Genomic DNA, 24,169 nt, shown 5'->3' on the forward strand with positions numbered 1-24,169 from the left:
ATCAGTTTTTCCTCGCGTTAGCCAATGAAATACCACCAAAAGGGCGTAGCTCTATGCCCATCACGCTGGTGCTACTTGCCTGAAAACGCATACCATGAGCGATTGGCACAACAGGTAGCTCCGCAATCAGCATTTGTTGAGCTTGCTGATAAAACTGTTTACGCTGCTGCAGATCTGTGGTGTCGAGGGCTTGGGTCAGCAATAAGTCAAACTCGGGATTACACCAGTTCGCCGGATTTTTACCGCTAAATGTGGCCGTACAGCTTAATAAGGGACTGAAAAAGTTGTCCGGATCCGGGGTATCCGCAGCCCAGCCGAGCAGAACACTGTCATGCTCGTGGCGACCAACTCGTTCCAGGAAGGTGTTCCACTCGTATTCAACTATGGTCGCACGGATCCCTATTTCACGCAGGTCGCTCTGAATAAGTTCGGCCATTTTTCGGGCATTCGGGTTATAAATGCGAGAAACCGGCATGGCCCACAAATCCATTTCAAACCCATCTGGATAGCCTGCTTGCGTCAAAAACTCTCGGGCGCGTTCCGGGTCATAGCTGGGCATGGCCTGAGTCTGGAAGGCCCAGGATGAGGGGGGTAATATCGATCGTGCCTGGATCCCGTTGCCATAGAATACCGCTTTCATGATTTTTTGAAAGTCGATGCTGTGTGCCAGTGCTTTGCGGACCAGAACATTATCAAAGGGCGGCTTTTCAGTGTTAAACGCCCAGTAACCGACATTCAGGTTGACAGCTTTATCAACTCGGATGTCTTTGCGCGCGGCCAGCGTTTCGAGTTGAGTGGCACTGGGGTGGGCGGTGATATCACACTCTTTAGTCAGCATCTTAGCGATACGGCTGGTATTGTTAGTGGTGATGTCATATACCAGCTGATCCATGGCCAGGTCGTGTTTCCAGTAGCCTGAGTGTTTGTGGTAGCGGATCAGGTTATCTCGCAGGAACCCCTTATATTTGTAGGGGCCGGTGCCCACAGGCAAAATATCGAAATCTTGTTTGCGTTCCTGTGCGACCAGCTGCATGGCATACTCATGCGATAGGATAACAGCAAAGTCTGTAGCAATGTTTGACAAAAAACTACTTTCACTGCTGAACAGTTCAAAACGCACAGTATAGTCATCTACTTTGACTATCTGGCGGATCAGCTGATCCATGCCCACACTTTGAAAATAGGGGTAGTTTGCATCACCCACAAAATGAAATGGGTTATAAACATCGAACAGGCGACTGAATGAAAACACCACATCATCCGCATTCATGGTACGAGTGGGGGTAAAATAATCTGTGCTGTGGAAGGTCACATCCTTGCGCAGTGCAAAAGTGACTTGCTTGCCATCTTCACTAATTTCCCAGCTGGTTGCCAGCTCAGGGCGAAACTCCGCGGTAAGGGGATCAATGCTAATCAGCGTGTTATATAGTTGGTTAGCGATAATATCTATGGTCGAGCCGGTGGTGGTCACTTGCGGATTAAATGACACCGGATTGGCTTCGGCGCAGTATACGATACCCTGGATTTTGCGTTGGGCCTGTGCAGTGTTGTCACTGCAACCACTGAGCAGTGTACCTAACAGAACGGTGACCGGTAATAGCCAGTGTTTAGCTAGATATCGACGCTGGTGCCGGACGCAAGGCGTCTGGCGAGGTGGTTTATCGGTTGCTCTGTTAGCCACGGCTAAGCCTCTTGTTGCGAGTCCAGTAGGTTGTACTTCTTCAGATAACCACGCAGCTGATGATAGGTCAGCCCCAGATTCTGAGCGGTTTTTTTCTGGTTAAACTGGCTATGCTCCAGCGCATTGCGCAGCAGGTCGATTTCAAATTCATTGGAGAGCGATTTGAGATCGCACGGGAATGAGGAAACAGATGGTTTGGTCTGCGGCGTGTCTGACATGAGCACGGGGGCGGCAGTCGTCTGAGCCGGAATATCAGCGGCTTTTTTAATTCTTTGAGTGGGCCTGTAGGGACTGGCAAACGGGTCGAATACAATCTGGTGTACGGCCAATTGTTCGCTGCCGTGACGATACAAACTACGCTCTACCACATTCTTAAGTTCACGAATGTTGCCCGGCCAGGCATAGTCGAGCAGCATTTCAGTGGCGCTACGGGTAAAACCACTGAATAAAGACCAGCCTAAATCGCGAGCCATGTTAATTGCAAAATGTTCAGCTAATAGCAGGATGTCTTCTTTACGCTCACGCAGTGGCGGTAATGTAATAACGTCAAAGGCTAATCGGTCGAGCAAGTCGTGGCGAAACTCGCCATTATCCGCGAGGGTTGGTAAGTCTTCGTTAGTCGCGCAGACAAGTCGGGTATCGACTTTGACCGTTTGCTTACCGCCAACCCGTTCAAATTCGCCATATTCTATGACCCGCAGGAGTTTTTCCTGCACCATGGCTGAGGTATTGGCTAGCTCATCAAGAAACAGTGTGCCACCGTTGGCGCGCTCAAAGCGGCCTTCGTGTCGTTTACTGGCGCCGGTGAAAGCACCACTTTCGTGACCAAACAGCTCGCTTTCCAACAGGTTTTCGTTCAATGCCGCGCAGTTGAGTTTGACATAGTTCTGATCCCATCGTTCGGATAAGTAGTGTAACCGAGCTGCAATGAGCTCTTTACCTGTTCCACGCTCACCGATGATCAGTACCGGCTTTTCCAACGGAGCAAGCTGAGACACCTGATCCAATACAGCAAGGAAGCTATCCGACTGGCCGAGCAAATTATCCTGTTGGCGAAACTGACTCATATTGCCTAACTCTTAGTATTTTTGACTAACATCTAGTGTATTTTAAAAAGCAGTGAAGCGAAAGTGTTTTTCTATTATTATAACTTATTGATTTTAATAAGCTAATTTTATTGAAAAGTTGGCAAGCTAATTGATACATCTAATCAGCAAACTAAATTACTAACCAAAGAGGTAATAGATTATGGGAATCTTTTCACGTTTTGCTGATATTGTTAATTCTAATATCAATGCGATTCTGGATAAAGCGGAAGATCCAGAAAAAATGGTCCGGTTGATTATTCAGGAAATGGAAGACACCTTGGTTGAAGTGCGTTCGACGTCAGCCAAAACGCTGGCAGAGAAAAAGGAGCTGGAGCGTCGTGTTGAGCAGTTACGCTCTCAGGCGGATGACTGGCAACAAAAAGCCGAACTGGCGCTGACCAAAGACCGTGAAGATCTGGCTCGTGCGGCGTTGCTGGAAAAGCAAAAAGCCACCGATGCGGCAGACAGCGTGACACAGGAGCTGGCACATGTTGAGTCGCACATCGAGAAGCTGCAGCAGGAAGTGACCACGTTGCAGGAAAAACTGGCCGATGCCAAAGCGCGGCAAAAAGCCATTGTATTGCGTCAGCGTTCAGCTGAGTCTCGCCTGGATGTCAAAAAGGCACTGGATAGCAGTAAAGTCGAAGATGCCCTGAATCGTTTTGAGCGCTATGAGAGCAAAATCGACGGACTGGAGTCTCAGGTTGAGTCTTACGACTTGGGTAAAAAGTCACTGGCAGATGAAATTGCCGATCTGCAAAAGAATGAGAAAGTAGACGACGAGCTTGCGGCACTGAAGAAAAAATTGGCCGACAAGTGAATTTGACTGCACCTGCTGTTAAGGTAGGTGCAATAATGAAAAGAACAACGTGCCCAGGTTAGACAGGAGAGGAATATGTTTGATGCAGAGATTTTAGTCGCCCCGATCATCATCTTTATGATTGTAGTGGCACCGCTATGGTTGATCCTGCACTATCGCAGCAAAAAGCAGGTCAGTCAGGGGCTGAGCGAACACGAGCACCGCCAGCTGGTCGAGTTGGCGCATAAAGCAGAGAAAATGGCGCAACGCGTTGAAACGTTGGAGGCCCTGCTTGATCAAGAGTCACCAGAATGGAGACGCAAAGTATGAGTAAACGTAGACGAGAATTATACCGTGACCCAAAAAGGGGCAAGTTAGCCGGAGTGTGTGCGGGGTTGAGCGACTACTTTGATATGGAGTTATGGCTGGTCAGGATCCTGTTTGTCACTGCGGTGCTGTTATCCGGTGGTCCACTGTTTATTGTAGTCTATATCGCCTGTTGGTTCATTCTGGATAAAAAAGCAGAGACAGTTCAGACGCCAGGCGCAGATAGTAACTACTCTAGCAAAGACGAAGATCCGGTGTCGGTAAAGTTTAAAGTTTGGCAAAAAGGCGAGCCGCCACGCCAGGCGCTGTTTGACCTGAAAGAGCGTTTAACGCGCCTCGATGGTCGTATCCAGCACATGGAAACGTATGTGACGTCGAGCGAGTACACGGTAAAACGCGAAATCAATAAACTATAGTAACTGACATATAGTAACTGACAGATACGCAAAGGGGCGCTGCCCGGGCGTCGGCAGCCCAGCCACCTTTGCTGACAGAATAAGGAATGTGTGCCTTTATGAGTGTATCGGGCCTGACTGCCAGAGCGCTGCAAAAATTACAGCAAACTACCCACAAAACCCTTACCCGAAGCCTGGATAGACATGTCAAACTGGCTGTAACAGGTTTCAGTGGTAGCGGTAAAACCGCTTTCATCACGGCTTTGGTAAAACACCTAACCACTCAGGCTACGGCACAAAACCTGCCCTTTTTGGAGGTGGTGCGAGAACAGCGCCTGATAGCCTGCAAACAGGTGCCACAAAGCGCGCTGGATATTCCCAGCTTTGAATACCACAATGCGGTAAGTCATTTATTAGCGGATCCTCCCAGCTGGCCGCCCTCAACGCAGCGGATCAATACACTCACACTGGCATTGAAATTTCGATCCGCGAAGGGCGTTAGGCAGCATCTGAGCGAAACCCATACCGTCTATCTTGAACTGATTGATTATCCGGGTGAGTGGTTGATGGATTTGCCTATGCTCAATCAAAGTTTTGCTCAGTGGAGCGAACAACAGCTCAGGAGACTGGCTCAACCTGACTACGCGCAGGTAAGCGCGCCTTTTTTGCAGCAACTGGCTCAGTTTGATGCGCACGCAACAGTCAATGAAAGCGAACTGACGGCAATGGCCAGTGTCTACGCGGGTGTCTTAAAACAGCTCAAGGCTCAGACTCGGCTGGCGCAGTTGCAGCCCGGGCGTATGCTGATCCCCGGAGAGCTCGATGGTGCGCCTATTTTACAGTTTTTCCCATTAACCGTGCCAGATAATACTGTGGAGCAGACTCAGTATCATCACCTTGAACAGCGCTTTGAGGCGTATAAAAAGCAAGTGATCACGCCTTTTTATCGTGAGCACTTTTGCCGCTTTGACCGCCAGTTGGTACTGGTGGACTTGCTCAGTGCACTTAACGATGGCCATACCACGTTGACGGAAACGCAAAGTGCATTGAGTGATACGCTGGCAATGTTTCGTCATGGTAAAAGTGGGATCTTGTCACGGCTATTTCGTCCCAGCATAGATAAAGTGTTGTTTGCAGCGAATAAATGCGACAGCGTGGCGCTGGCCGACCAGGATAAGCTGACGCGCCTATTGCATTCATTGCTTTTACCCAATGAAAACGAATTGAAATTTTCAGGCGTGGAAATCGATACTATGGCAATTTCTTCGGTGAAAAGCACGCAGCCGAAGCAGGTGATTGAGCAGGGGAAAACTTTATCCTGTGTTTATGGTAAGCCGGTCGGTGAATCTAAGTATATCAGCTACTTACCTCCGATCCCGCCAGAACATCTGCCCGATGCACAACAATGGCCCAAACAGGGATATGAATTTTTGTCCTTTGAGCCTTATCCGGCCTACCAGGGACAAATTGAGCATATCCGCCTCGATCATGTATTACAGTTTTTATTGGGAGATAAACTTCAATGAGTGAGCCAGCCCAGTCATATCGCGGACGACGAGTTCAGGTTGAAGCGGATCCCGAGGCGCCCCAGTCATCGACAGCACCTGAAGCCGAACAACAGGCCCGACGCGTCGAACAAAACCCTGAGCAGGAGAGTGTAAGTACTTCATCTGCGCCCGATCAAAGCTTTGATACTCAGTTGCCGTCACTTTCTATAGAGCCTGTTACAAAACCGGCCCGATCTGGATTGACCTGGCGCAAACTGTTGCTGCTGGGGTTGGCTGTTCTGATCCCGGTAGAAATGACCCTGACCCTGCTGGATGCGCTAAACCGCAGCTGGGTTTTGGCCGCACTATATGGGTTTGTGATTGTGAGTGCACTGGCCGTGCTTTGCAAGTTCGGCTGGTCTGAAGTCCGCGCCCTTGGCAGGTTAAAAAAGCTCGAGCAGCAACGCGTCGGGGCACAAAGGTTGTTGAGCAGCAACCAAATTGGAGAGGCACAAACCTGGTTAAAGCCACTTCTGAAGCAACACGACCAGCAGCAGGTCAGCCAGTTTATGGCGACCATACAACCTCATTTTACTGATAGGGAAGTACTGGCACTGTACGACAAAACCTTACTTCAGGATGTAGATGAGCGCGCCCGAGCGCTCATTGCTCAGTTTGCCAGTACGTCAGCCTTGATGGTGGCGATCAGCCCCATGGCCATCACCGATATGCTGGCTGTGTTGTGGAGAGGCGTTGTTTTGATAGAGAAGATCAGCCAGTTATACGGCATCAAACTGGGTTATCGCAGCCGCATTGAACTGTACCGTTTGCTGCTCAAGCAGATCGTTTTTGTCGGGGCCAGTGAATTACTGAGCGATCTGGCGGCAACCAGCCTGGGTGCAGAATTACTGGGTAAACTGTCGGCGCGTTCTGCACAGGGGCTCAGCGCAGGTGTTTTCACAGCTCGACTGGGATACAAAGCCATGGCCTTATGTCGACCTATTCCCGCCAGTGCGCCTGCTTCTGGCTACTTATCACAGACTGCACGTAAACTGGCGAACCTGTTAATCCGTCAGTCTACTGACAGGTCCGATGAGAAAGCTAGAAAGTAGCGTGTAAATACTTACTTTTGTTTTTGCTCCTGAATCGTCTGAGTTTTGACTTAAATCCTTCTTCCGTTTGACAACTTATGTGTACACCCGGGTTAATTTAACCGACCCGGGTTAGCCATCTGCGCGTCCGGCACGCTTGTACATTGCGGTGTCTTGGAATATCTAATTGGTATTCGTCCGAATAACAAAAATAGGCAAGCAATGAAGAAGTTACATGATCAGACCAATTGTATTCATGGTCCACACCACTTTGATGATCCACATGGTGCCCTGACCGCACCTCTGTATCAGAGTTCGACGTTTAAATTCAAGGATGCAGCACAAGGCGCTGCGCGTTTTGCTGGCGAAGAAGCTGGTTACATCTATACGCGTCTTGGTAATCCGACCACCCGTGAGCTGGAAGAAAAGCTGGCGCAGCTCGAAGAAATGGAAGATGCTGCCGCTACGGCGACAGGCATGGGCGCAGTATCAGCCTCCGTGCTGAGCTTTTTACAGCAGGGCGATCATTTGATCGCATCCAAAGCCTTGTATGGGTGCAGCTTTGCTTTGTTTGCACACATGTTACCCAAGTTCGGCATTGAGGTAACTTTTGTCGACATGACGGATCCGCAAGCACTGGCCGATGCGCTGCAGCCTAACAGTAAGATGTTGTTTGCCGAAACACCGATCAATCCCAATATGACGGTACTGGATTTAGCTATGCTGGGACAGTTTGCTCAGCAGCACAAGTTGATCAGTGTGGTCGACAACACCTTTATGACGCCATTACTACAAAAGCCCAAACACTTTGGTATCGATATCGTGATCCACAGTGCGACCAAGTACCTCAATGGTCATGGTGACGTCGTAGCCGGTATTGTCTGTGGCAGTGCTGAGCACATAGAGACAATCAAGCTCACCGTACTAAAAGACATCGGCGCAACTATCAGCCCACACGATGCCTGGCTTATCAATCGGGGGCTTAAAACCTTACATGTGCGCGTTGCAAGGCATTGTGAAAATGCGCAGAAGGTGGCCGAGTTTCTCGATAATCATCCTAAGGTCGACACCGTTTACTACCCAGGTTTGCCATCTCACCCTGGCTACCGTTTCCTTGGCGAGCAGATGAAGGGCGCCGGGGGGGTGATTGCTTTTGAAATCAAAGGTGGGGTCAGTGAAGGTGAAAAGTTCATCAATGCGACTGAGTTGTGCACCCTGGCGGTGAGTTTGGGCGATCCGGAAACACTGATCCAGCATCCTGCATCTATGACGCACTCTCCTTACACGCCTGAAGAGCGTCAGGCTGCGGGGATCTCGGATGGCCTGATCCGCATTTCTGTCGGACTTGAGGCTGTCGAAGATATCATCGAAGACCTGGATAAAGCGTTTTTGTGTATATAAAAATTTACACTTGATATCCCTGTAGGGGTTGGTTTGTATAGGGTGTTCTTTTTTGTGGTCAGTTGTGTAAATTAAGGTATACAAAATTGACCTTTCTGGCCGGGCCGATTTCAGGCCTGGCTATTAAACTTTTCCTCACTTTTACATAGTATCCGGATAACACTTTGACGCGTTGTTTTTGTTCAGATGCGACGCACTACCAAGAAGGTTACTATGGCTAAATCGAGTAAATACACGTCTAAACAGCCCAATGAGCAGGGCCTGATCGAATGGTCAAAAGAAGAAAATCAGATCTGGTCTGAACTGGTTGCCAGACAGCTTGAGTGCATCAAAGGCAAAGCGTGTGATGAGTATCTCGAAGGCCTGCAAAAAATCAATTTACCGCACGATCGTATCCCTCAGTTACATGAGCTGAACGAGGTACTGGAGCGTGAAACGGGCTGGCAGGTCGCGCCAGTACCTGCGTTGATAGACTTTGATGAGTTTTTCCGCCTGCTTGCTAACAAGCAGTTCCCGGTTGCAACCTTTATCCGCAGTCGCGAGGAATTTGATTACCTGCAGGAGCCGGATATTTTCCACGAAATTTTTGGCCATTGTGCGATGCTGACCAACCCGGCATTTGCGGAGTTTACGCATAAGTACGGTCAGCTGGGCTATGCTGCAGAGAAAAAAGACCGCGTATACCTGGCCCGTTTGTACTGGTTTACCGTTGAGTTTGGTCTGATGCAAACCAAAGATGGCCTGCGCATTTATGGCGGCGGGATCTTATCAAGCCCGGGTGAAACTCAGTATGTTTACAGCGGTGAGCCAGAGATCAACCCGTTAGAAGTACTTGACGTGCTTCGTACACCATACCGAATTGATATTATGCAGCCTTTGTACTACACCATTAACGCCATTGACGATTTGTTTGATATCTCACAAATGGATATTATGGCGCAGGTACGTAAGGCCAAAGAACTGGGTCTGTTTGAACCCAAGTTCCCACCTAAAAATAAACTAGCAAGTTAAGGATTTATTGATGTCTGATTTAAGTGCACAAAAATGTGAAGCGTGTCGTGCGGATGCGCCTAAAGTGTCAGATGCCGAATTAGCTGAATTGATCAAGCTGATCCCGGATTGGGTGCCAGAAGTACGTGATGGCATTATGCAGCTTGAGCGTGTTTACAAGTTTAAGAACTTCAAGCAAGCCATCGCATTTACCAATAAAGTAGGTGATATGGCGGAAGATGAAGGTCACCACCCTGGTCTGTTGACTGAGTGGGGCAAAGTAACAGTAACTTGGTGGAGCCACTCTATCAAAGGTCTGCACAAAAATGACTTCATCTGTGCAGCGAAAACTGACGAGATCTTTGCAGCACTATAAGCATAAAATTTCATGCTAAAACAAAAAAGGCGCGTCAGCGCCTTTTTTAGTGTCTATTCATTCCCGATAAAGACATTTACAGGTCGACATGCTTGTGAGCTAGTGGGTCAATGTTGGCCCAGGCACGACCTGTGCGTCCCGCTCCAGGTGTTGCAGCTCATCAATTAATTCGAGCAACTCCGGCTCTATATAATCAAAATCGCGTGACTGTTTTAAGGCGGTCTCCAGGGTTTCGGCCAGGTTTTTAAGCGTCGGTACACCTGTATAGCAGCAGGCACCATGGAACTTGTGGATCACGGTCAGCAGGGTCTGAGTGTCTTCCTGCTGCGCCGATTCAGTCAACTGACCAAGTGTCTCCGGCACACTTTGTAACAACATATCCAACATCTCCAGAGCCAGTTCTGGTTTATTACCAGCGCGCTGAAGCGCCAATTCCCAGTCCAGTAAGTGACTCTCAAACGGGGCTATGCTGGCGACTTGAGGTTGTTGTACCTTTTGCTTTTCTGGAGGCAATGAAGGACTGTGGTCGCAAATGATCTGACGCAGCATATCTTCATCTATGGGTTTAGTCATGTAACCGTTAAAACCATCCTTTATCAATTGCTCTTTTTCACCTGTGAGTGCGTGCGCCGTCACTGCAATGATAGGAGTATCATCATTTAAGGAAGATTCTTTAATGGTTCTGCATGCGGTGATGCCATCCATGATAGGCATCTGAATATCCATAAAGATCAGGTCATATTTTTGCGATTTACATAAACTCACTGCTTGCGCGCCATTGTGAGCAGTATCTATGGTATCGACCTGCTCTTCGAGCAACGTATAAAGTAGCTTCAAATTAGCGTCATTATCGTCGGCGATCAGCACCTTGAGCGGCAGGTGTGCTAAGTCAGTGTCGTCAATCGACACGCTAGGGTGATCTAAACGGTAAGGCGCTGCCAGCATATCGCACAGTTTACGGTGGTGCATGGGTTTACTGATACAGGCATCGGCACCGCTACCGATTAAGGATTCGCGCATATTATGAGAAATGGTATTAACCATCAGATACAGATAATCCGCCATTTCTCTGGCCTGTGCAATGTAGGCCTTCACGGTTTGCATATCGTCCACCGTTGCCATATTCCCGATCAGGCAAATGTCGTATTTAAACTCCTGCTCCAGAGCTTCGAAGAATGCTTCTTCATTTTTACAGCAAGTCACCTGCATTGCCCAATCCTCAAGCTGAGCCTGAACGGCATTGCGGGTGTGTTCCTGTGGCTCAAAGTAAAGCACGCGCTTGTTTTCCAGAGGTTTGGTTGGCAGGTCGTCGTCGAACAATCGGCTTGGCAGATTAAAAATGGCGTTAAAGGTAAAGCACGAACCATTGCCCGGCGCAGAGTTTAGCGTGATGCGGCCACTCATGGCTTCGACAATATGTTTAGTGATGATTAAGCCAAGTCCTGTGCCGCCGAATTTGCGGGTAATGCTGGAATCAGCCTGAGCAAACGGGGTAAACAGAGTGTCCTGCTTTTCCTGTGCAATGCCCAGCCCGGTATCACTGACAGAGATCAGGAGCGATGTCTGGCTATCTCCTTTGAGGCGATGGCTGATATCGACTTTGACTGAGCCTTTTTCGGTAAACTTGATGGCATTGCTGATCAGGTTGATCAGCACCTGCTTAAAGCGTGTGGGGTCACCAACCAGATTATCCGGGACCTGTCGATTAATGGCAATCGACAGCTCCAGTTGCTTCTCATAAGCACTGGGGGCAAGCAGGGTCATCACTTCATTTACTGCATCCCTGAGCTGGAATTGAATACTTTCAAGCTCCATGGCACCGGCTTCGAGTTTAGAGAAATCTAGTATGTCACTGATAATGGTCAACAAACTGTTGGCAGATAACTCTATGGTATCCAGATAGTCTTTCTGGTGTTTGTTGAGTGGGGTTTTATACAGCTGGCGGGTGAAACCAATCACGCCGTTAAGCGGGGTTCTTAATTCATGACTCATTTTGGCCAGAAAATCAGACTTAACCCGGTTGGCAACCTGCGCTTCTTTTTTGGCAATGTTCAGCTGAATGTTCTGAGTTTCATACTGCTCCAGGGTTTCACGGTAATCGCAGGTGGCCTGATCTATGTGTTTTTGCATTTCATCCCGCTGCAGCACCATTTTTTCGCTAATGGTGATCAACCCTTCACGGAGCAAGTCAAACTCCCCTTGCATGGGCTGATCTACGCCAATTTTAGTTTTGCCCTCAAGCAGTTTATCTGTTGCCAGTAACAGATGAGACAGGGGGGTGGAGAACATCCGGCTGAGTCGGGTCGACACAAAGGCACTGAGCAACAAGGCCACCATAATGATGGCACCACTAAACAACAGGGCTTGCTGCTGACCAATGATAGCCTGGTCTTTACTGAGCTCAATCATGAGTACTGCGGTGGTGCGAGTGTGGGCATTTTGCCAGTCAGCGGCGGGTTGTTGCTGTAGCTTAACCGGTGCAAAAATGATGTACCTGTCGAGATACTGCACTATTTCTGTGGCGTGTAACTCTGTCACGTTGCCGCGATAATGCAGTTGGTCAAAATCGTTGTGATAATTACTGGTTAGCAGCAGTTGATTGTCTTCATTGAACAGCGCGATGCTATTGACGAAGTTGCCATGTTGATTGTGGGTGGTGGTGATCACCCGATGTAACCTGGCTTTATCTCGTTCTGCCAGCGGTTGCTCCACCGTCATTGCCAGGGTGTTGGCCAGGCTGGTGCCTTGTTGCTTGAGGATTTGTTCAAGCTCAACGTAGCGATTTATAGTAAAATAGCCGCCAAGTACCAGGCCGATTAACACCGTTGGGATCAGGGTCAACACTAATACGCTGTCGCGCAAACTCAATTTAGACATAAATTGGATGTAAAACAGTAAGTAGTCTGAGTCCTAGAGTATCGAGTTAACAGGTGTTTAGCAATCTTATAGGGGCGGCAATATGGCACAAATATTTCGTGCTGGAAAATCTTCTAAACAACGCAGTAAACAAGCAGAAACAGTTGAGCTGACAATCGACTCGCTGGATCATCAGGGGCGGGGGGTGTGCAGGCATCAGGGTAAAGTCGGCTTTGTGGACGGCGCACTGGCCTCAGAGCGGGTTAAAGCACGTATCAAGGCACAAAAAAGTCGTGTTTTCGAAGCGCATACCATGAAAGTGCTTGAGCCAAGTGAGGAGCGGGTTACGCCATTTTGTGAATACTATCAGCAATGTGGTGGCTGTTCATTACAACACCTGAAAGCCAGTGCTCAGTTGGTGCACAAACAGCAGGCAGTGTCGGCCTTATTTGACAAATTCGCCAAAGCAACTGAGTTGCCCTGGCTACCCGCACTGACAGGGCCTGAGCGCCATTATCGCCGCGCCGGGCGCATTGCCTGCATCTATGACAAACAAAATCACCAGCTCAAACTGGGGTTTCGTGCTGCCGGGTCAAAGAAGATTGTAGAAGTTGATCACTGCGCGGTCATGGACGATGCCTTCGCTGGTGGCTTTGAGGCGTTGCGTCAGAGTTTAAATGCGCATCCGGAGCTGCGTAGTGTCAGTCATATCCAGTTTTGTGCAGCGGATAATGGTGCATTTGTATTGTTGCGTCATACCCGTTCAATCAGCGCTCAGGTGAAAGCACAATTTGCAGAGCGCCTTGCTGCTCAGAACTGGGAGTTTGTCTGGGATGATGGAAAGTCGCAGCCTGAGTATGCGTTATTACCTGCCTATGAAAGTGCCGGGGTGACGTTTGAGTTTAAACTCGATAACTTTATTCAGGTTAACCGCGATATCAATGAGCAAATGCTTCACAGGGCGTTAGAGTGGCTTGAACTTACTGGCGACGAACAAGTATTGGACCTGTTCTGTGGAATTGGCAATTTCTCTTTATTGCTGGCAAAACATGCAAACGAAGTGGTCGCAGTCGAAGGGGTCGCAGCCTCGGTTGCAATGGCACGCCAAAATGCGCACACTAACCACATCGACACGGTTAGCTTTCATCAGTTCGACCTCACCCAGCCACTGACTGAAGCCGACTGGTTTCACTCGTCGCTGGATGTATTAGTACTGGACCCTTCACGTACCGGGGCATATGAGATATTACGTCAGTTGCCATTGACGCAATTTAAACAGGTTTTATATGTGTCCTGCGATCCGGTGACTATGGCCAGAGATGCGGCGCTGTTACTGGAAGCTGGCTTTGTGGTCGATAAAGTGTGTTTAATGAATATGTTCCCGCACACTGGACATATAGAAACCATGGCGTTGTTTCAAAGGAGGTAGTCATATGGTTGCGACTCGCCAGTCTCATCAATCCGGTCTTCCGGCAGACTTTCATGCCCGGCTTGCACTGCTCAACTTATCGCAGGAAAAGCGAGACAGGCTGGATCAGGTCTATGCCTTGTGTCCGGAAGAGGAAGCGACAACGACCCTGGCCAAAGCCATAGAGATGGTAGAGATCCTGGCGGAACTGAATTTCGATTCAGAATCACTGGCCGGCGCATTCCTGACGCCCTACTTTTTATCCGGCCAGGTTGAAATAGATGCGATAGAACAAGCACAAGGCGAAAATGTTGCCTTATTGCTCAGAGGGGTTGAGCAGATGGCCTCAATCAGCACCCTGGCACATCAGGGCAAAGGCAGCCTGCAAATAGACAAAATCCGGCGTATGTTATTGGCCATGGTGGAAGATGTACGTGCTGTGGTGATCAAGCTGGCAGAGCAGATCTGTTATCTGCGGGCCGTTAAAAATGCCTCCGAGGAAGAGCGGGTGGTGGCAGCTAAAGCCACGGCCAACATTTTTGCGCCACTGGCGAACCGCCTCGGGATCGGACAGCTTAAGTGGGAGCTAGAAGATCTCTCATTTCGCTATTTACACCCGAAAACCTATAAGAGCATCGCTAAGCAGCTGTCGGATAAACGTCTTGATCGTGAAGCCTATATGACCAATATGGTCGACCTGGTCCAGAGTAAGCTTAAGGAAGCGGGCATTGAGGCTGAAGTGTATGGTCGACCCAAACACATTTACAGCATCTATAAAAAAATGATGCAGAAGAATTATGAATTCGATCAGCTCTTTGATATCCGCGCGATGCGGGTGGTGGTCAATGAAATTCAGGACTGCTATGGCGCGCTGGGCATAGTGCACACCAACTGGCGTCATCTGCATAAAGAATTTGACGACTATGTTGCCACACCAAAGCAGAATGGTTATCAGTCTATCCATACTGTGGTATTTGGTCCTGAAGGCAAAACCGTTGAGATCCAGATCCGTACCCAGGCAATGCACCAGGATGCTGAGCTGGGCGTGGCGGCACACTGGATGTATAAAGAAGGGGCTTTGCCGGGCCGTGGTTCGGGATATGAGCAGAAGATCAGCTGGCTGAGAAAATTGCTGCAATGGCAAGAAGAGGTCGTTGATGGTAGCGAGCTGGCCGAAGAACTCAAAAACCAGGTTGTAGAAGACCGGGTGTATGTTTTTACACCCAAAGGCGATATTTTTGACTTGCCATTGGGTGCAACGCCACTGGATTTTGCCTACTACATTCATTCCAATGTTGGACATCGCTGCATCGGTGCTAAGGTATTTGGCAAAATCGTGCCCTTTACCCATAAGTTATCAACCGGCGATCAGGTTGAGATACTGACCCAGAAAAACCCCTCACCAAGTCGAGACTGGCTCAGCCCGTCGCTGGGTTATGTGCACTCATCCAGAGCGCGCAGCAAGATCCATCATTGGTTTAAGCAACAAGACAGAGATAAAAACCTGCAGGCTGGTAAAGAGATCCTCGATGGCCACTTGCAAAAGCTGGATTTAACATACAAAGACCTGGACTCAGCTATTGAGCGCTTTAACTTTAAAGAGCTCGACGATTTAATGGTGGCCATTGGGGCAGGTGATATCCGTATCAATCAGTTCCTGAATTATGTTCAGGACAAGCCAGACCCTATGCCTAAGCTTAAAATGAGCACGCCGAAAAAGCACAAAGGCGATAGCAATGGCATTGTGGTCGAAGGCGTTGGTAACCTGATGAGCCATGTAGCCAAATGTTGTCAGCCTGTCCCTGGTGATGAGATTGTTGGTTATATTACCCAAGGGCGGGGCATTGCCGTGCATCGCGCTGACTGTGATTCCTTTGCGCATATATGCGAGCAGCATCCGGAGCGGGAAATTGCGGTTAGCTGGTCAGATGAAGTACGTGCCAGTTATGCGGTCACCTTACACATCGAAGCCAATGACCGTCATGGTCTGATCCGTGATATCAGCTCGGTACTGGCCAATGAAAAGCTTAATGTGATGAATATGAACGTTAATACTCAGGATGATAAGCACATTGCCATTTTCACTATGAAACTCGAAGTGGGTGATTTGTCTGCCATGAACCGCTTACTGACTAAACTGATGCAAATAGAAGGCGTGTTTGAAGCCAGGAGACAACACTGAGTATGAGTGCCTCATTACAGCAACTACTTGAAATTATGGCGACCCTGCGCGACCCGCAAAAGGGCTGCGCCTGGGATCAACAGCAAACCTTTGAAACCATAGTGCCGCATACACTGGAAGAAGCCTATGAAGTGGCCGACAGCATAGAGCAGCGAGACTTTGCCGGGCTTAAAGACGAACTGGGCGATTTGCTGTTTCAGGTGATTTTTTATGCTCAGTTGGGCAAAGAAGCCGGGCTTTTTGAGTTTGACGACATAGTGAAAGGCCTCAACGACAAACTGGTACGCCGCCACCCACATGTCTTTGAGACACCGGGTAGCACTTTGAGCGAAGCTGATTTAAATGCGCAGTGGCAGGCCATCAAAGATAAGGAGCGTAGTGCAAAGCCGGTCCGTTTTGGCGATGATGTACCTTTAAATCTGCCCGCCTTGTCTCGCGCTGCAAAAATTCAAAAGCGCGCTGCCTCTTTAGGATTTGACTGGCCCACCTATCAGGGCGCATTGGACAAAGTAGCTGAGGAAGTGACGGAGGTCAGTGAAGCACTCAGCCAGGACCCTTATTCTGAACACAGTGCCGAAGAGTTGGGTGACTTATTGTTTGCCACCGTGAATGTGGCGCGCCATGTTAAACGCGACCCGGAGCAGTTATTGCGCCGTGCCAGTGACAAATTTACTGCCCGTTTTAGTGCAATTGAAGGCATTCTGACAGAGCAGGGGATTGCCTTATCCGAGGCAAGTCTGGCGCAAATGGATGACGCCTGGGAAGAAGTTAAGCGACGTCAGCGTTCAGGTGAGAATAATTAAAGGGGGTGATTTTTCGCTGGATTGCCCCTTGCGCTTTTGCTATACTATTGCCCCGTCTTGATTCTTATTTAAATTCCATTTTTCCTGATATTCTAGGGTTCGCATGAGTACAAAATTTATCTTCGTAACGGGCGGAGTTGTTTCCTCCTTGGGTAAAGGTATTGCAGCTGCTTCATTGGCTGCAATATTAGAAGCGCGTGGTTTAAACGTCACTATCCTAAAGCTGGATCCTTATATCAATGTTGACCCTGGCACAATGAGCCCGATCCAACATGGTGAAGTCTTTGTAACGGAAGACGGCGCAGAAACTGATCTGGACTTAGGTCACTACGAGCGTTTCATTCGCACCAAAATGACCAGCCGCAACAACTTCACGCAGGGTCGTGTTTTTGAAGATGTACTGCGTCGCGAGCGTAAAGGTGAATACCTGGGCGCGACCATTCAGGTGATCCCACACATCACGAACGACATCAAGCGTCGTGTACTGGAAGGTGCTGAAGGCCATGATATCGCTATCGTTGAAATCGGTGGTACTGTGGGTGACATTGAGTCACAGCCTTTCCTTGAAGCCATCCGACAGCTGGGTACAGAGCTGGGCCGTGAACATGCCTTATTTATGCACCTGACCTTAGTGCCGTTCCTGGGCGCTGCGGGCGAAGTAAAAACCAAGCCAACTCAGCATTCAGTGAAAGAGCTGCGTTCAATTGGTATTCAGCCTGATATCCTGGTGTGTCGTTCAAACTGCAAGCTGCCTGCTAATGAGCGCGCCAAGATTGCGCTGTTCACAAATGTGGAAGAGAAAGCTGTAATCTCTTTGCAGGATGTAGACAGCATCTACAAAATCCCGGCACTGCTTAAATCACAGGAACTGGATGACCTGGTTTGTCGTCGTTTCTACCTGGATGTACCGGAAGCAGATTTGTCTGAATGGGAACAGGTGCTATATCAGGAATCAAACCCGACGGGTGAAGTGACCATTGGTATGGTTGGTAAATACATTGAATTGCCGGACGCCTACAAGTCAGTGAACGAAGCGCTTAAGCACGCAGGTCTGAAGAATCGAGTGACTGTAAACATCGAGTATGTCGATTCACAGGATATCGAGAGCAAAGGCACTGAACTGCTTGACCATCTGGACGCCATTTTGGTACCGGGCGGCTTTGGTAACCGGGGTGTTGAAGGTAAGATTTTGGCGGCCAAATATGCTCGTGAAAACAAAGTGCCTTATCTGGGTATCTGTCTAGGTATGCAGGTTGCTTTGATTGAATATGCACGTAACGTGGCGGGTCTGGAAGGCGCTAACTCAACAGAGTTCGATGCTAAATCACCTCATCCGGTAGTTGGTCTGATCACCGAGTGGTTAGATGCTGATGGTAACGTTGAGACCCGTACTGAAGAGTCAGACCTGGGTGGTACGATGCGCCTGGGCGCTCAGTTGTGTCATCTTAAAGAAGGCTCAAAAGTACGCGACGTATACGGTAATGCTGAGATCACCGAACGTCACCGTCACCGCTATGAGGTAAACAACCACTACGTTGAGCGCCTTGAGCAGGCAGGTCTTGCATTCACTGGCCTGTCGGAAGACAAAAAACTGGTTGAGATCATCGAAAATAAAGATCACCCCTGGTTTATTGCGGCTCAGTTCCACCCTGAGTTTACTTCAACGCCACGTGACGGCCACCCTCTATTTGAAGGGTTCGTTGCAGCTGCGTTCAGCTATCAAAAAGCTGACTCTTAATAATGAAAAGCCGTGCCTCAGTGCACGGCTTTTTTAATCACCGTAATAACACAGCGTATTGCTATGTAACTGCAACAAGCGGGTATATAGCAATGCGAAAGCAGACACACAACACACTCACCACTTTGGGAAAAGAGGAATCAAGATGTCAAAAATCGTAAAAGTGATTGGCCGTGAAGTTATGGACTCACGTGGTAACCCTACCGTTGAAGCCGATGTTCATTTAGAGTCGGGCGCATGGGGCCGCGCATGTGCACCATCAGGTGCATCAACAGGAACTCGCGAAGCACTTGAATTACGTGACGGTGATAAAGCTCGTTACCTGGGTAAAGGTGTACTGACCGCGGTAAACTATGTCAACAACGAAATCGCAGCAGCCCTGAACGGACACAATGCCCTTGAACAACGTGCGATTGACCAGCTGATGCTGGACCTGGATGGCACTGAAAATAAAGAAAAGCTGGGTGCTAACGCGATCCTGGCTGTGTCTTTAGCAACGGCTAAAGCGGCAGCACAAGAAAAAGGCGTGGCGCTGTACGAGCACATTGCTGACATCAACGGCACTGCTGGCCAGTACTCCATGCCAGTACCTATGATGAACATCCTGAACGGCGGCGAGCACGCTGACAACAACGTTGATATCCAGGAGTTCATGGTTCAGCCTGTGGGCGCAAAAAGCTTCCGTGAAGCACTGCGCATGGGCGCAGAAATCTTCCACAGCCTAAAGAAAGTATTGAAATCACGTGGCCTGAATACAGCGGTAGGTGATGAAGGTGGTTTTGCACCAGACCTTAAATCAAACGAAGAAGCACTGGAAGTGATCGTTGAAGCGGTTGCAGCTGCGGGCTACGAAATGAACAAAGACGTGACGCTGGCACTGGACTGTGCGGCTTCTGAGTTCTACAAAGATGGTAAATACGACCTGCAGGGCGAAGGTAAAGCGTTTGACTCAGAAGGTTTCGCTGGCTTCCTGGCAGACTTAGCGGCACGTTACCCAATCGTGTCTATCGAAGACGGTCTGGACGAAAGCGACTGGGCAGGCTGGAAGATCCTGACTGATAAGATCGGTGACAAAGTACAGCTGGTAGGTGATGACCTGTTCGTAACCAACACCAAGATCCTTAAGCGTGGTATCGACGAGCAAATCGGTAACTCAATCCTGATCAAGTTCAACCAGATTGGTTCACTGTCTGAAACTCTGGACGCAATCAAGATGGCACAGGACGCAGGCTTCACTGCGGTTATCTCTCACCGTTCAGGCGAAACAGAAGACGCAACCATCGCTGATTTAGCTGTGGGCACCGCGGCTGGTCAAATTAAGACTGGTTCACTGTGCCGCTCTGACCGTGTTGCTAAGTACAACCAGTTGCTACGTATCGAAGAAGCGCTGGGCGACAAAGCCATCTACAAAGGTCGCAGCGAGATCAAAGGTCAGTAATTAATATTAACTGACTGAAAAGCCGCGTAACTTACGCGGCTTTTTTGTGCCGGTCATTGTCGGTTTATTTACCCGGCAAACTGCTCGGCCAGGATACCCTGAGTAAACTGCATTTTCAGATAAAACCCCCGGGGCAGCGTTTTTACGAGTTTACCTTTTGGGCCAATGGCGTCGGTCAGCGCTTTACTGTTGGCGGCTTTCGGCCGGATCTGCATGACCTCGCCCAGTTTACCACTGATCTCATCAACACGGCCAAGCGCAATTAATTCTATCTGCTCTTCCCAGTCTCGCTGCAACTGGTATTCCTGTAATTTATTTGGCTGCCAGAGAAATCCCGTGCCGATTGTTCTATCTACGGGGGGAATATCCCGCTCAGCTAAAATAGGTAGCCACAAGACGTGATTCAGCTTTTTCTTAACGGTACTGTCCTGCCAGCGCAATCCAGTCAGGTTGGTCAGTGGTACCACAGACACATATGTGGTTTCGAGTGGTTTTCCGTGATACCCAATGGGTAAGGTTTTAAGCTCTACACCAATAAACTCAAAGTCAGGCACGGGTTTCGAGCCTGCGCTGGCGCCAAGCACATATTCAATAAGCTGGCCAGGCCAGCCTTTTTCGCGGTTCAAGTCCTGAGGAGTTTTAAAATGAAACTGTGCGGCTATCTCTCCCAGAGTTTGTCCGGCAATGGCATCAACTCGAGCCATGAGTTCAGCAATTGAGTGTGGGGGAGTGGGTTTTTGCACGTTTGACTCACTTTGTTGTGGTGGTGGTGTATGGTACCAAAATCAAATCATCGATGTGGATTAAAATATATTTGTGTGTTTTTTGAACGTCTTCGTTGTGGGCTACTCTTTAAGCTGTGACTTTATCAGTTTAAGTAATTAATTCCATGATTTATATGACTTTTTTGTATTTCAATCAATAGGGATGTGATTTAAAAACAGCCATGCTTTGGATAAATACAAGTATATAAACATAATTATCCACAGATTCTGTGGAGAAAATGCTAAATTCACCATCGTATTGTGGATTTGTTTGTAAAATCATCATGAATAATTAAACTTATGCACAAGTTGTGGGTAAGTTGCGTAAAAGCAGGAATTAAATTTGCCCAGTGCCCAGAGTTGTGGAACAATCAAATTCATATAAAAAAGTATACGAGGCACTTAAGGTGATTGATGCCGAAGGATTTCGTGCCAATGTAGGTATTGTTATTTGTAACAATCAGGGGCAGGTATTTTGGGCGCGCCGCTATGGCCAGCATTCATGGCAGTTTCCACAAGGTGGCGTGGATGAAGGAGAAACGCCAGAACAAACCATGTACCGAGAGCTGCATGAAGAAGTAGGGTTGCGGCCGGAAGATGTAGAAATCGTTGCAAGTTCAAAACATTGGTTACGCTATAAACTGCCAAAGCGACTGATCCGCAAAGATTCGAGCCCAGTCTGTATTGGCCAAAAGCAAAAATGGTTTCTACTGAAACTCAAGTGCAAAGATGAAGATGTAGACTTGATGCGTACTCATCACCCCGAATTTGACGACTGGCGCTGGGTCAGCTACTGGTACCCTGTACGTCAGGTAGTCTCGTTCAAACGCGATGTGTATCGTCGGGTAATGAAAGAGTTTGCGCCGTTTGCTATGCCGTTTAACCGCAAAGAGCATTCGCATAAAGATCACTGGCGACGTCGTTAAGTAACAAGTGAGAAGTAAGTACCTGAGTAGTATAAAGGGTCGAAAAGACAGAAAGAGTAAATGAGCAGTACAGAGCGATTTCTACCAATTTAGGAGTCAGGTGTGTTAGCAACATTACGGACTATCGCAGAGGTGGTCTCACAGCAGGATAATCTCGAAACGGCTTTATCTCGCTTTGTGATGATGGTAAAGGACGCAATGCACACTGAGTGTTGTTCCGTTTATTTCGCCGATTATAGCCAGGATAACTTTGTACTTATGGCCAGCGACGGCCTCAACCCGGATGCTGTCGGGCACTTTCGGGTTGGCTTTACTGAGGGGCTTGTTGGGCTGGTTGCTCAGCGTGAAGAGCCCATCAATATTGCCCATGCACAAAGTCACCCCAGGTTTAAACTGCATGCCGAAGTGCACGAAGAAGGCTATAACGCTTTTTTGTCAGTGCCGGTTGTACACCAACGTAAAGTACTGGGCGTGATTGTAGTTCAGCAGCGTGAAGAGCGTGTCTTTAGTCATGATGAAGAGTCCTTTTTAATCACGCTGTCCGTTCAGTTGGCTTCTCAGCTTGCACAGGTCGAGTTACAGTCGGTGCTTAAGCAGGATGCATCCAGCCATAAAACATCGGTACTCAAAGGCGTGGCAAGTGCGCCTGGCATTGCTCTGGGTGAAGCTTTTGTGGTGATCCCCAAATTAGATTTTGCCAGTATTGAATCTCAGCAATGTGAACAAGTCCATCAGCAACGGCAATTATTCCAGCAAGCAGTGGCCGCTACCCGGCAAGAGTTTCATGTCCTGAAAAACACCCTCAGTGATTCATTACCCAAAGAAGCCCTGGCTGTCTTTGAGGTGTATCAGCAACTACTGGATGCACGAAGCCTGGGACAGCGTGTGGAGCAACAGCTGGAGCAAGGCTGGAATGCAAAATCAGCGTTAAAGCATGTGATTGTTGAGCTGGTGACACAATTTGAAGCAATGTCTGATCCATACATTCGGGAGCGGGCGGTTGATGTCAGAGATTTGGGACTCAGGGTATTGCATCATCTGGTCAGCACAGAAAGCATGGTAAAAAGCTACCCGGACAATACCATTTTAATTGCCAATGAGCTGACACCGGCGATGCTGGCCGAAGTACCCAAAGACAAGCTCAAAGGGGTGATCAGCGTCCATGGCTCAGCAAATTCGCATGCCTCGATTCTGACTCGGGCAATGGGTATTCCGGCTATCTGGGGGATTGAAGATATTCCCTTGCTGCAATTTGATGGCAAAGACATGATCCTCGACGCCTATGCCGGCCGTGTCTATATTTCGCCTTCTGAAGTGCTGCGTAATGAATACTCTGCACTGAAACTGAAAGAAGGTCAGCTGCATGATAAATTTGAAGCCGAGCATCATTTACCTTCCGTTACCGCGGACGGAGAACGGATAAGCTTGCTGCTTAATGCTGGTCTGGATCTGTCTACCGAGCACCTCAGTGCCAAGTACTGTGATGGTGTGGGCTTGTATCGTACTGAAGCCTGGTTTATGCAGCGAGGACAATTTCCTTCGCAGGCGGAGCAGGAGAGTTGGTATCGGGACGTACTGGCGCGTTATCACCCTGAACCTGTGATTATGCGAACGCTGGATATTGGTGGTGATAAAGTACTGGACTACTTCAATATCAGTGAGGACAACCCGTTTTTGGGCTGGCGAGGGATCAGGGTAACTCTGGACCATCCAGAGTTGTTTTTAGATCAGCTCAAAGCCATGCTCAAAGCCAATGCGGGGTTAGGTAACCTGAGAATTATGTTGCCCATGGTCAGTCACACTGAAGAGGTTGATGAAGCACTGGCACTGCTGGAGCAGGCATACTTTGAGCTGCAAGAAGAGTGGGCCGATCAGTTTTATACCATAGATAAGCCCGACATCGGCGTCATGCTGGAAGTGCCATCGAGCATCTTTTTACTGCCCGAGTGGGCTGACAAGGTCGACTTTTGCTCAGTGGGTAGTAACGACTTGACGCAGTATCTGCTGGCAGTAGACAGAGCCAATGCGCAGGTCGCCGAGTTGTTTGAACCATATCATCCTAGTGTGTTGCGGGTCCTGAAAAAAATAGCCGACGACTGCCAGCAGCTTGAGCTGCCTTTTAGTTTATGCGGGGAGCTGGGTGGTGAGCCGCAAGGCGCGATTTTACTCGTTGCCATGGGATTTCGTCGTCTCAGTATGAATATTTCGTCTTTGAACAAAATAAAATGGACGTTACGTCGGTTGGCCGTCAAAGATATGGAAACCTTGCTTAATCAGTGCCTGATGGCATCCAGTGCCAAACAGGTTCATCGTCTGTTACGTGAGTTTCTGATAGCGCATGGTCTGAGCGAGCTACTTTATACCAAAAGCGATACGGCCTGAACCGCGACTGGAGGCGCGAGCGCAGATACGCTACTAT

Annotated in this window: 19 protein-coding genes; 15 read left to right on the top strand and 4 right to left on the bottom strand. The window is 48.7% G+C overall.

Features of this window, described 5'->3' with window-relative positions; genetic code table 11:
* Position 1: 1 nt before the first annotated feature.
* On the bottom strand, positions 2-1,582 hold the full coding sequence (locus ACXAH1_RS14790; protein WP_253050714.1) for an ABC transporter substrate-binding protein: 1,581 nt from the start codon (positions 1,580-1,582) through the stop codon (positions 2-4).
* Positions 1,583-1,683: 101 nt separating this feature from the next.
* Positions 1,684-2,748: a phage shock protein operon transcriptional activator gene (gene pspF, locus ACXAH1_RS14795; RefSeq protein WP_253050625.1), complete on the bottom strand. Its 1,065-nt coding sequence runs from the start codon at positions 2,746-2,748 to the stop codon at positions 1,684-1,686.
* A gap of 181 nt (positions 2,749-2,929) precedes the next feature.
* Here pspF and pspA point away from each other — a divergent pair, with 181 nt between their 5' ends.
* The 8 genes from pspA to ACXAH1_RS14835 all read left to right on the top strand — a co-directional run bounded on the left by pspA (position 2,930) and on the right by ACXAH1_RS14835 (position 9,635).
* Positions 2,930-3,589: a phage shock protein PspA gene (pspA, locus tag ACXAH1_RS14800; RefSeq protein ID WP_253050627.1), complete on the top strand. Its 660-nt coding sequence runs from the start codon at positions 2,930-2,932 to the stop codon at positions 3,587-3,589.
* Between the two features lie 75 nt (positions 3,590-3,664).
* Positions 3,665-3,898 (top strand): envelope stress response membrane protein PspB, encoded by a 234-nt coding sequence (pspB, locus tag ACXAH1_RS14805; protein WP_010386732.1) that lies wholly within the window; start codon positions 3,665-3,667, stop codon positions 3,896-3,898.
* Positions 3,895-4,311, top strand: coding sequence for an envelope stress response membrane protein PspC (pspC, locus tag ACXAH1_RS14810; RefSeq protein WP_475197672.1), 417 nt, complete (start codon positions 3,895-3,897; stop codon positions 4,309-4,311). Before pspB ends, pspC begins: the two co-directional genes overlap by 4 nt.
* 98 nt (positions 4,312-4,409) lie before the next feature.
* Entirely contained in the window at positions 4,410-5,816 is a 1,407-nt protein-coding gene (locus ACXAH1_RS14815; protein ID WP_475197674.1) for a YcjX family GTP-binding protein, read from the top strand.
* Positions 5,813-6,889: a TIGR01620 family protein gene (locus ACXAH1_RS14820; RefSeq protein ID WP_475197676.1), complete on the top strand. Its 1,077-nt coding sequence runs from the start codon at positions 5,813-5,815 to the stop codon at positions 6,887-6,889. The genes ACXAH1_RS14815 and ACXAH1_RS14820 overlap by 4 nt, the downstream gene beginning before the upstream one ends.
* A 201-nt stretch (positions 6,890-7,090) precedes the next feature.
* A complete protein-coding gene (locus ACXAH1_RS14825; RefSeq protein ID WP_138545080.1) occupies positions 7,091-8,269 on the top strand; it encodes a trans-sulfuration enzyme family protein in 1,179 nt (392 codons plus the stop codon).
* A 213-nt stretch (positions 8,270-8,482) separates the two neighbouring features.
* Complete coding sequence (gene phhA / locus ACXAH1_RS14830) at positions 8,483-9,280, top strand: phenylalanine 4-monooxygenase (protein ID WP_253050637.1); 798 nt, start codon at positions 8,483-8,485, stop codon at positions 9,278-9,280.
* A 10-nt stretch (positions 9,281-9,290) separates the two neighbouring features.
* On the top strand, positions 9,291-9,635 hold the full coding sequence (locus ACXAH1_RS14835; RefSeq protein WP_010386740.1) for a 4a-hydroxytetrahydrobiopterin dehydratase: 345 nt from the start codon (positions 9,291-9,293) through the stop codon (positions 9,633-9,635).
* A gap of 99 nt (positions 9,636-9,734) precedes the next feature.
* On the opposite strand, the gene barA is transcribed toward ACXAH1_RS14835, so the two are convergent.
* Positions 9,735-12,512, bottom strand: coding sequence for a two-component sensor histidine kinase BarA (gene barA, locus ACXAH1_RS14840; protein WP_475197677.1), 2,778 nt, complete (start codon positions 12,510-12,512; stop codon positions 9,735-9,737).
* Positions 12,513-12,594: 82 nt separating this feature from the next.
* Here barA and rlmD point away from each other — a divergent pair, with 82 nt between their 5' ends.
* The 5 genes from rlmD (at position 12,595) to eno (ending at position 20,060) form a co-directional block, all read left to right on the top strand.
* The gene (rlmD, locus tag ACXAH1_RS14845; RefSeq protein ID WP_475197678.1) at positions 12,595-13,920 is read left to right on the top strand and encodes a 23S rRNA (uracil(1939)-C(5))-methyltransferase RlmD; all 1,326 of its coding nucleotides are present in this window, start codon (positions 12,595-12,597) and stop codon (positions 13,918-13,920) included.
* 4 nt (positions 13,921-13,924) lie between these two features.
* The gene (gene relA / locus ACXAH1_RS14850) at positions 13,925-16,081 is read left to right on the top strand and encodes a GTP diphosphokinase (protein ID WP_475197679.1); all 2,157 of its coding nucleotides are present in this window, start codon (positions 13,925-13,927) and stop codon (positions 16,079-16,081) included.
* A gap of 2 nt (positions 16,082-16,083) precedes the next feature.
* Positions 16,084-16,884 (top strand): nucleoside triphosphate pyrophosphohydrolase, encoded by an 801-nt coding sequence (gene mazG, locus ACXAH1_RS14855; RefSeq protein WP_475197680.1) that lies wholly within the window; start codon positions 16,084-16,086, stop codon positions 16,882-16,884.
* A 103-nt stretch (positions 16,885-16,987) separates the two neighbouring features.
* Positions 16,988-18,622 (top strand): CTP synthase, encoded by a 1,635-nt coding sequence (locus ACXAH1_RS14860; RefSeq protein ID WP_054017337.1) that lies wholly within the window; start codon positions 16,988-16,990, stop codon positions 18,620-18,622.
* A 145-nt stretch (positions 18,623-18,767) separates the two neighbouring features.
* Positions 18,768-20,060 (top strand): phosphopyruvate hydratase, encoded by a 1,293-nt coding sequence (eno, locus tag ACXAH1_RS14865; RefSeq protein ID WP_046003480.1) that lies wholly within the window; start codon positions 18,768-18,770, stop codon positions 20,058-20,060.
* Between the two features lie 68 nt (positions 20,061-20,128).
* Here the strand turns inward: eno and mutH are convergent, their stop codons facing one another.
* Entirely contained in the window at positions 20,129-20,803 is a 675-nt protein-coding gene (mutH, locus tag ACXAH1_RS14870) for a DNA mismatch repair endonuclease MutH (protein WP_475197683.1), read from the bottom strand.
* Between the two features lie 428 nt (positions 20,804-21,231).
* Between mutH and rppH the strand changes: the two genes are divergently transcribed.
* Entirely contained in the window at positions 21,232-21,750 is a 519-nt protein-coding gene (gene rppH, locus ACXAH1_RS14875; RefSeq protein WP_054017354.1) for an RNA pyrophosphohydrolase, read from the top strand.
* A gap of 102 nt (positions 21,751-21,852) precedes the next feature.
* Positions 21,853-24,132 (top strand): phosphoenolpyruvate--protein phosphotransferase, encoded by a 2,280-nt coding sequence (gene ptsP / locus ACXAH1_RS14880; RefSeq protein WP_475197684.1) that lies wholly within the window; start codon positions 21,853-21,855, stop codon positions 24,130-24,132.
* Positions 24,133-24,169: the final 37 nt, after the last annotated feature.

The organism is Pseudoalteromonas sp. AWH4_217 (genome assembly GCF_056161105.1).

What these genes read in the sequence shown, in the direction of transcription:
- pspB (WP_010386732.1), top strand. Translation starts at nt 3,665, where the DNA reads ATGTTTGATGCAGAGATTTTAGTCGCCCCGATCATCATCTTTATGATT.
- barA (WP_475197677.1), bottom strand. Translation starts at nt 12,512, where the DNA reads ATGTCTAAATTGAGTTTGCGCGACAGCGTATTAGTGTTGACCCTGATC.
- relA (WP_475197679.1), top strand. Translation starts at nt 13,925, where the DNA reads ATGGTTGCGACTCGCCAGTCTCATCAATCCGGTCTTCCGGCAGACTTT.
- rlmD (WP_475197678.1), top strand. Translation starts at nt 12,595, where the DNA reads ATGGCACAAATATTTCGTGCTGGAAAATCTTCTAAACAACGCAGTAAA.
- ACXAH1_RS14825 (WP_138545080.1), top strand. Translation starts at nt 7,091, where the DNA reads ATGAAGAAGTTACATGATCAGACCAATTGTATTCATGGTCCACACCAC.
- ACXAH1_RS14820 (WP_475197676.1), top strand. Translation starts at nt 5,813, where the DNA reads ATGAGTGAGCCAGCCCAGTCATATCGCGGACGACGAGTTCAGGTTGAA.
- pspC (WP_475197672.1), top strand. Translation starts at nt 3,895, where the DNA reads ATGAGTAAACGTAGACGAGAATTATACCGTGACCCAAAAAGGGGCAAG.
- ACXAH1_RS14835 (WP_010386740.1), top strand. Translation starts at nt 9,291, where the DNA reads ATGTCTGATTTAAGTGCACAAAAATGTGAAGCGTGTCGTGCGGATGCG.
- ACXAH1_RS14860 (WP_054017337.1), top strand. Translation starts at nt 16,988, where the DNA reads ATGAGTACAAAATTTATCTTCGTAACGGGCGGAGTTGTTTCCTCCTTG.
- ACXAH1_RS14815 (WP_475197674.1), top strand. Translation starts at nt 4,410, where the DNA reads ATGAGTGTATCGGGCCTGACTGCCAGAGCGCTGCAAAAATTACAGCAA.
- mazG (WP_475197680.1), top strand. Translation starts at nt 16,084, where the DNA reads ATGAGTGCCTCATTACAGCAACTACTTGAAATTATGGCGACCCTGCGC.
- pspF (WP_253050625.1), bottom strand. Translation starts at nt 2,748, where the DNA reads ATGAGTCAGTTTCGCCAACAGGATAATTTGCTCGGCCAGTCGGATAGC.
- pspA (WP_253050627.1), top strand. Translation starts at nt 2,930, where the DNA reads ATGGGAATCTTTTCACGTTTTGCTGATATTGTTAATTCTAATATCAAT.
- eno (WP_046003480.1), top strand. Translation starts at nt 18,768, where the DNA reads ATGTCAAAAATCGTAAAAGTGATTGGCCGTGAAGTTATGGACTCACGT.
- phhA (WP_253050637.1), top strand. Translation starts at nt 8,483, where the DNA reads ATGGCTAAATCGAGTAAATACACGTCTAAACAGCCCAATGAGCAGGGC.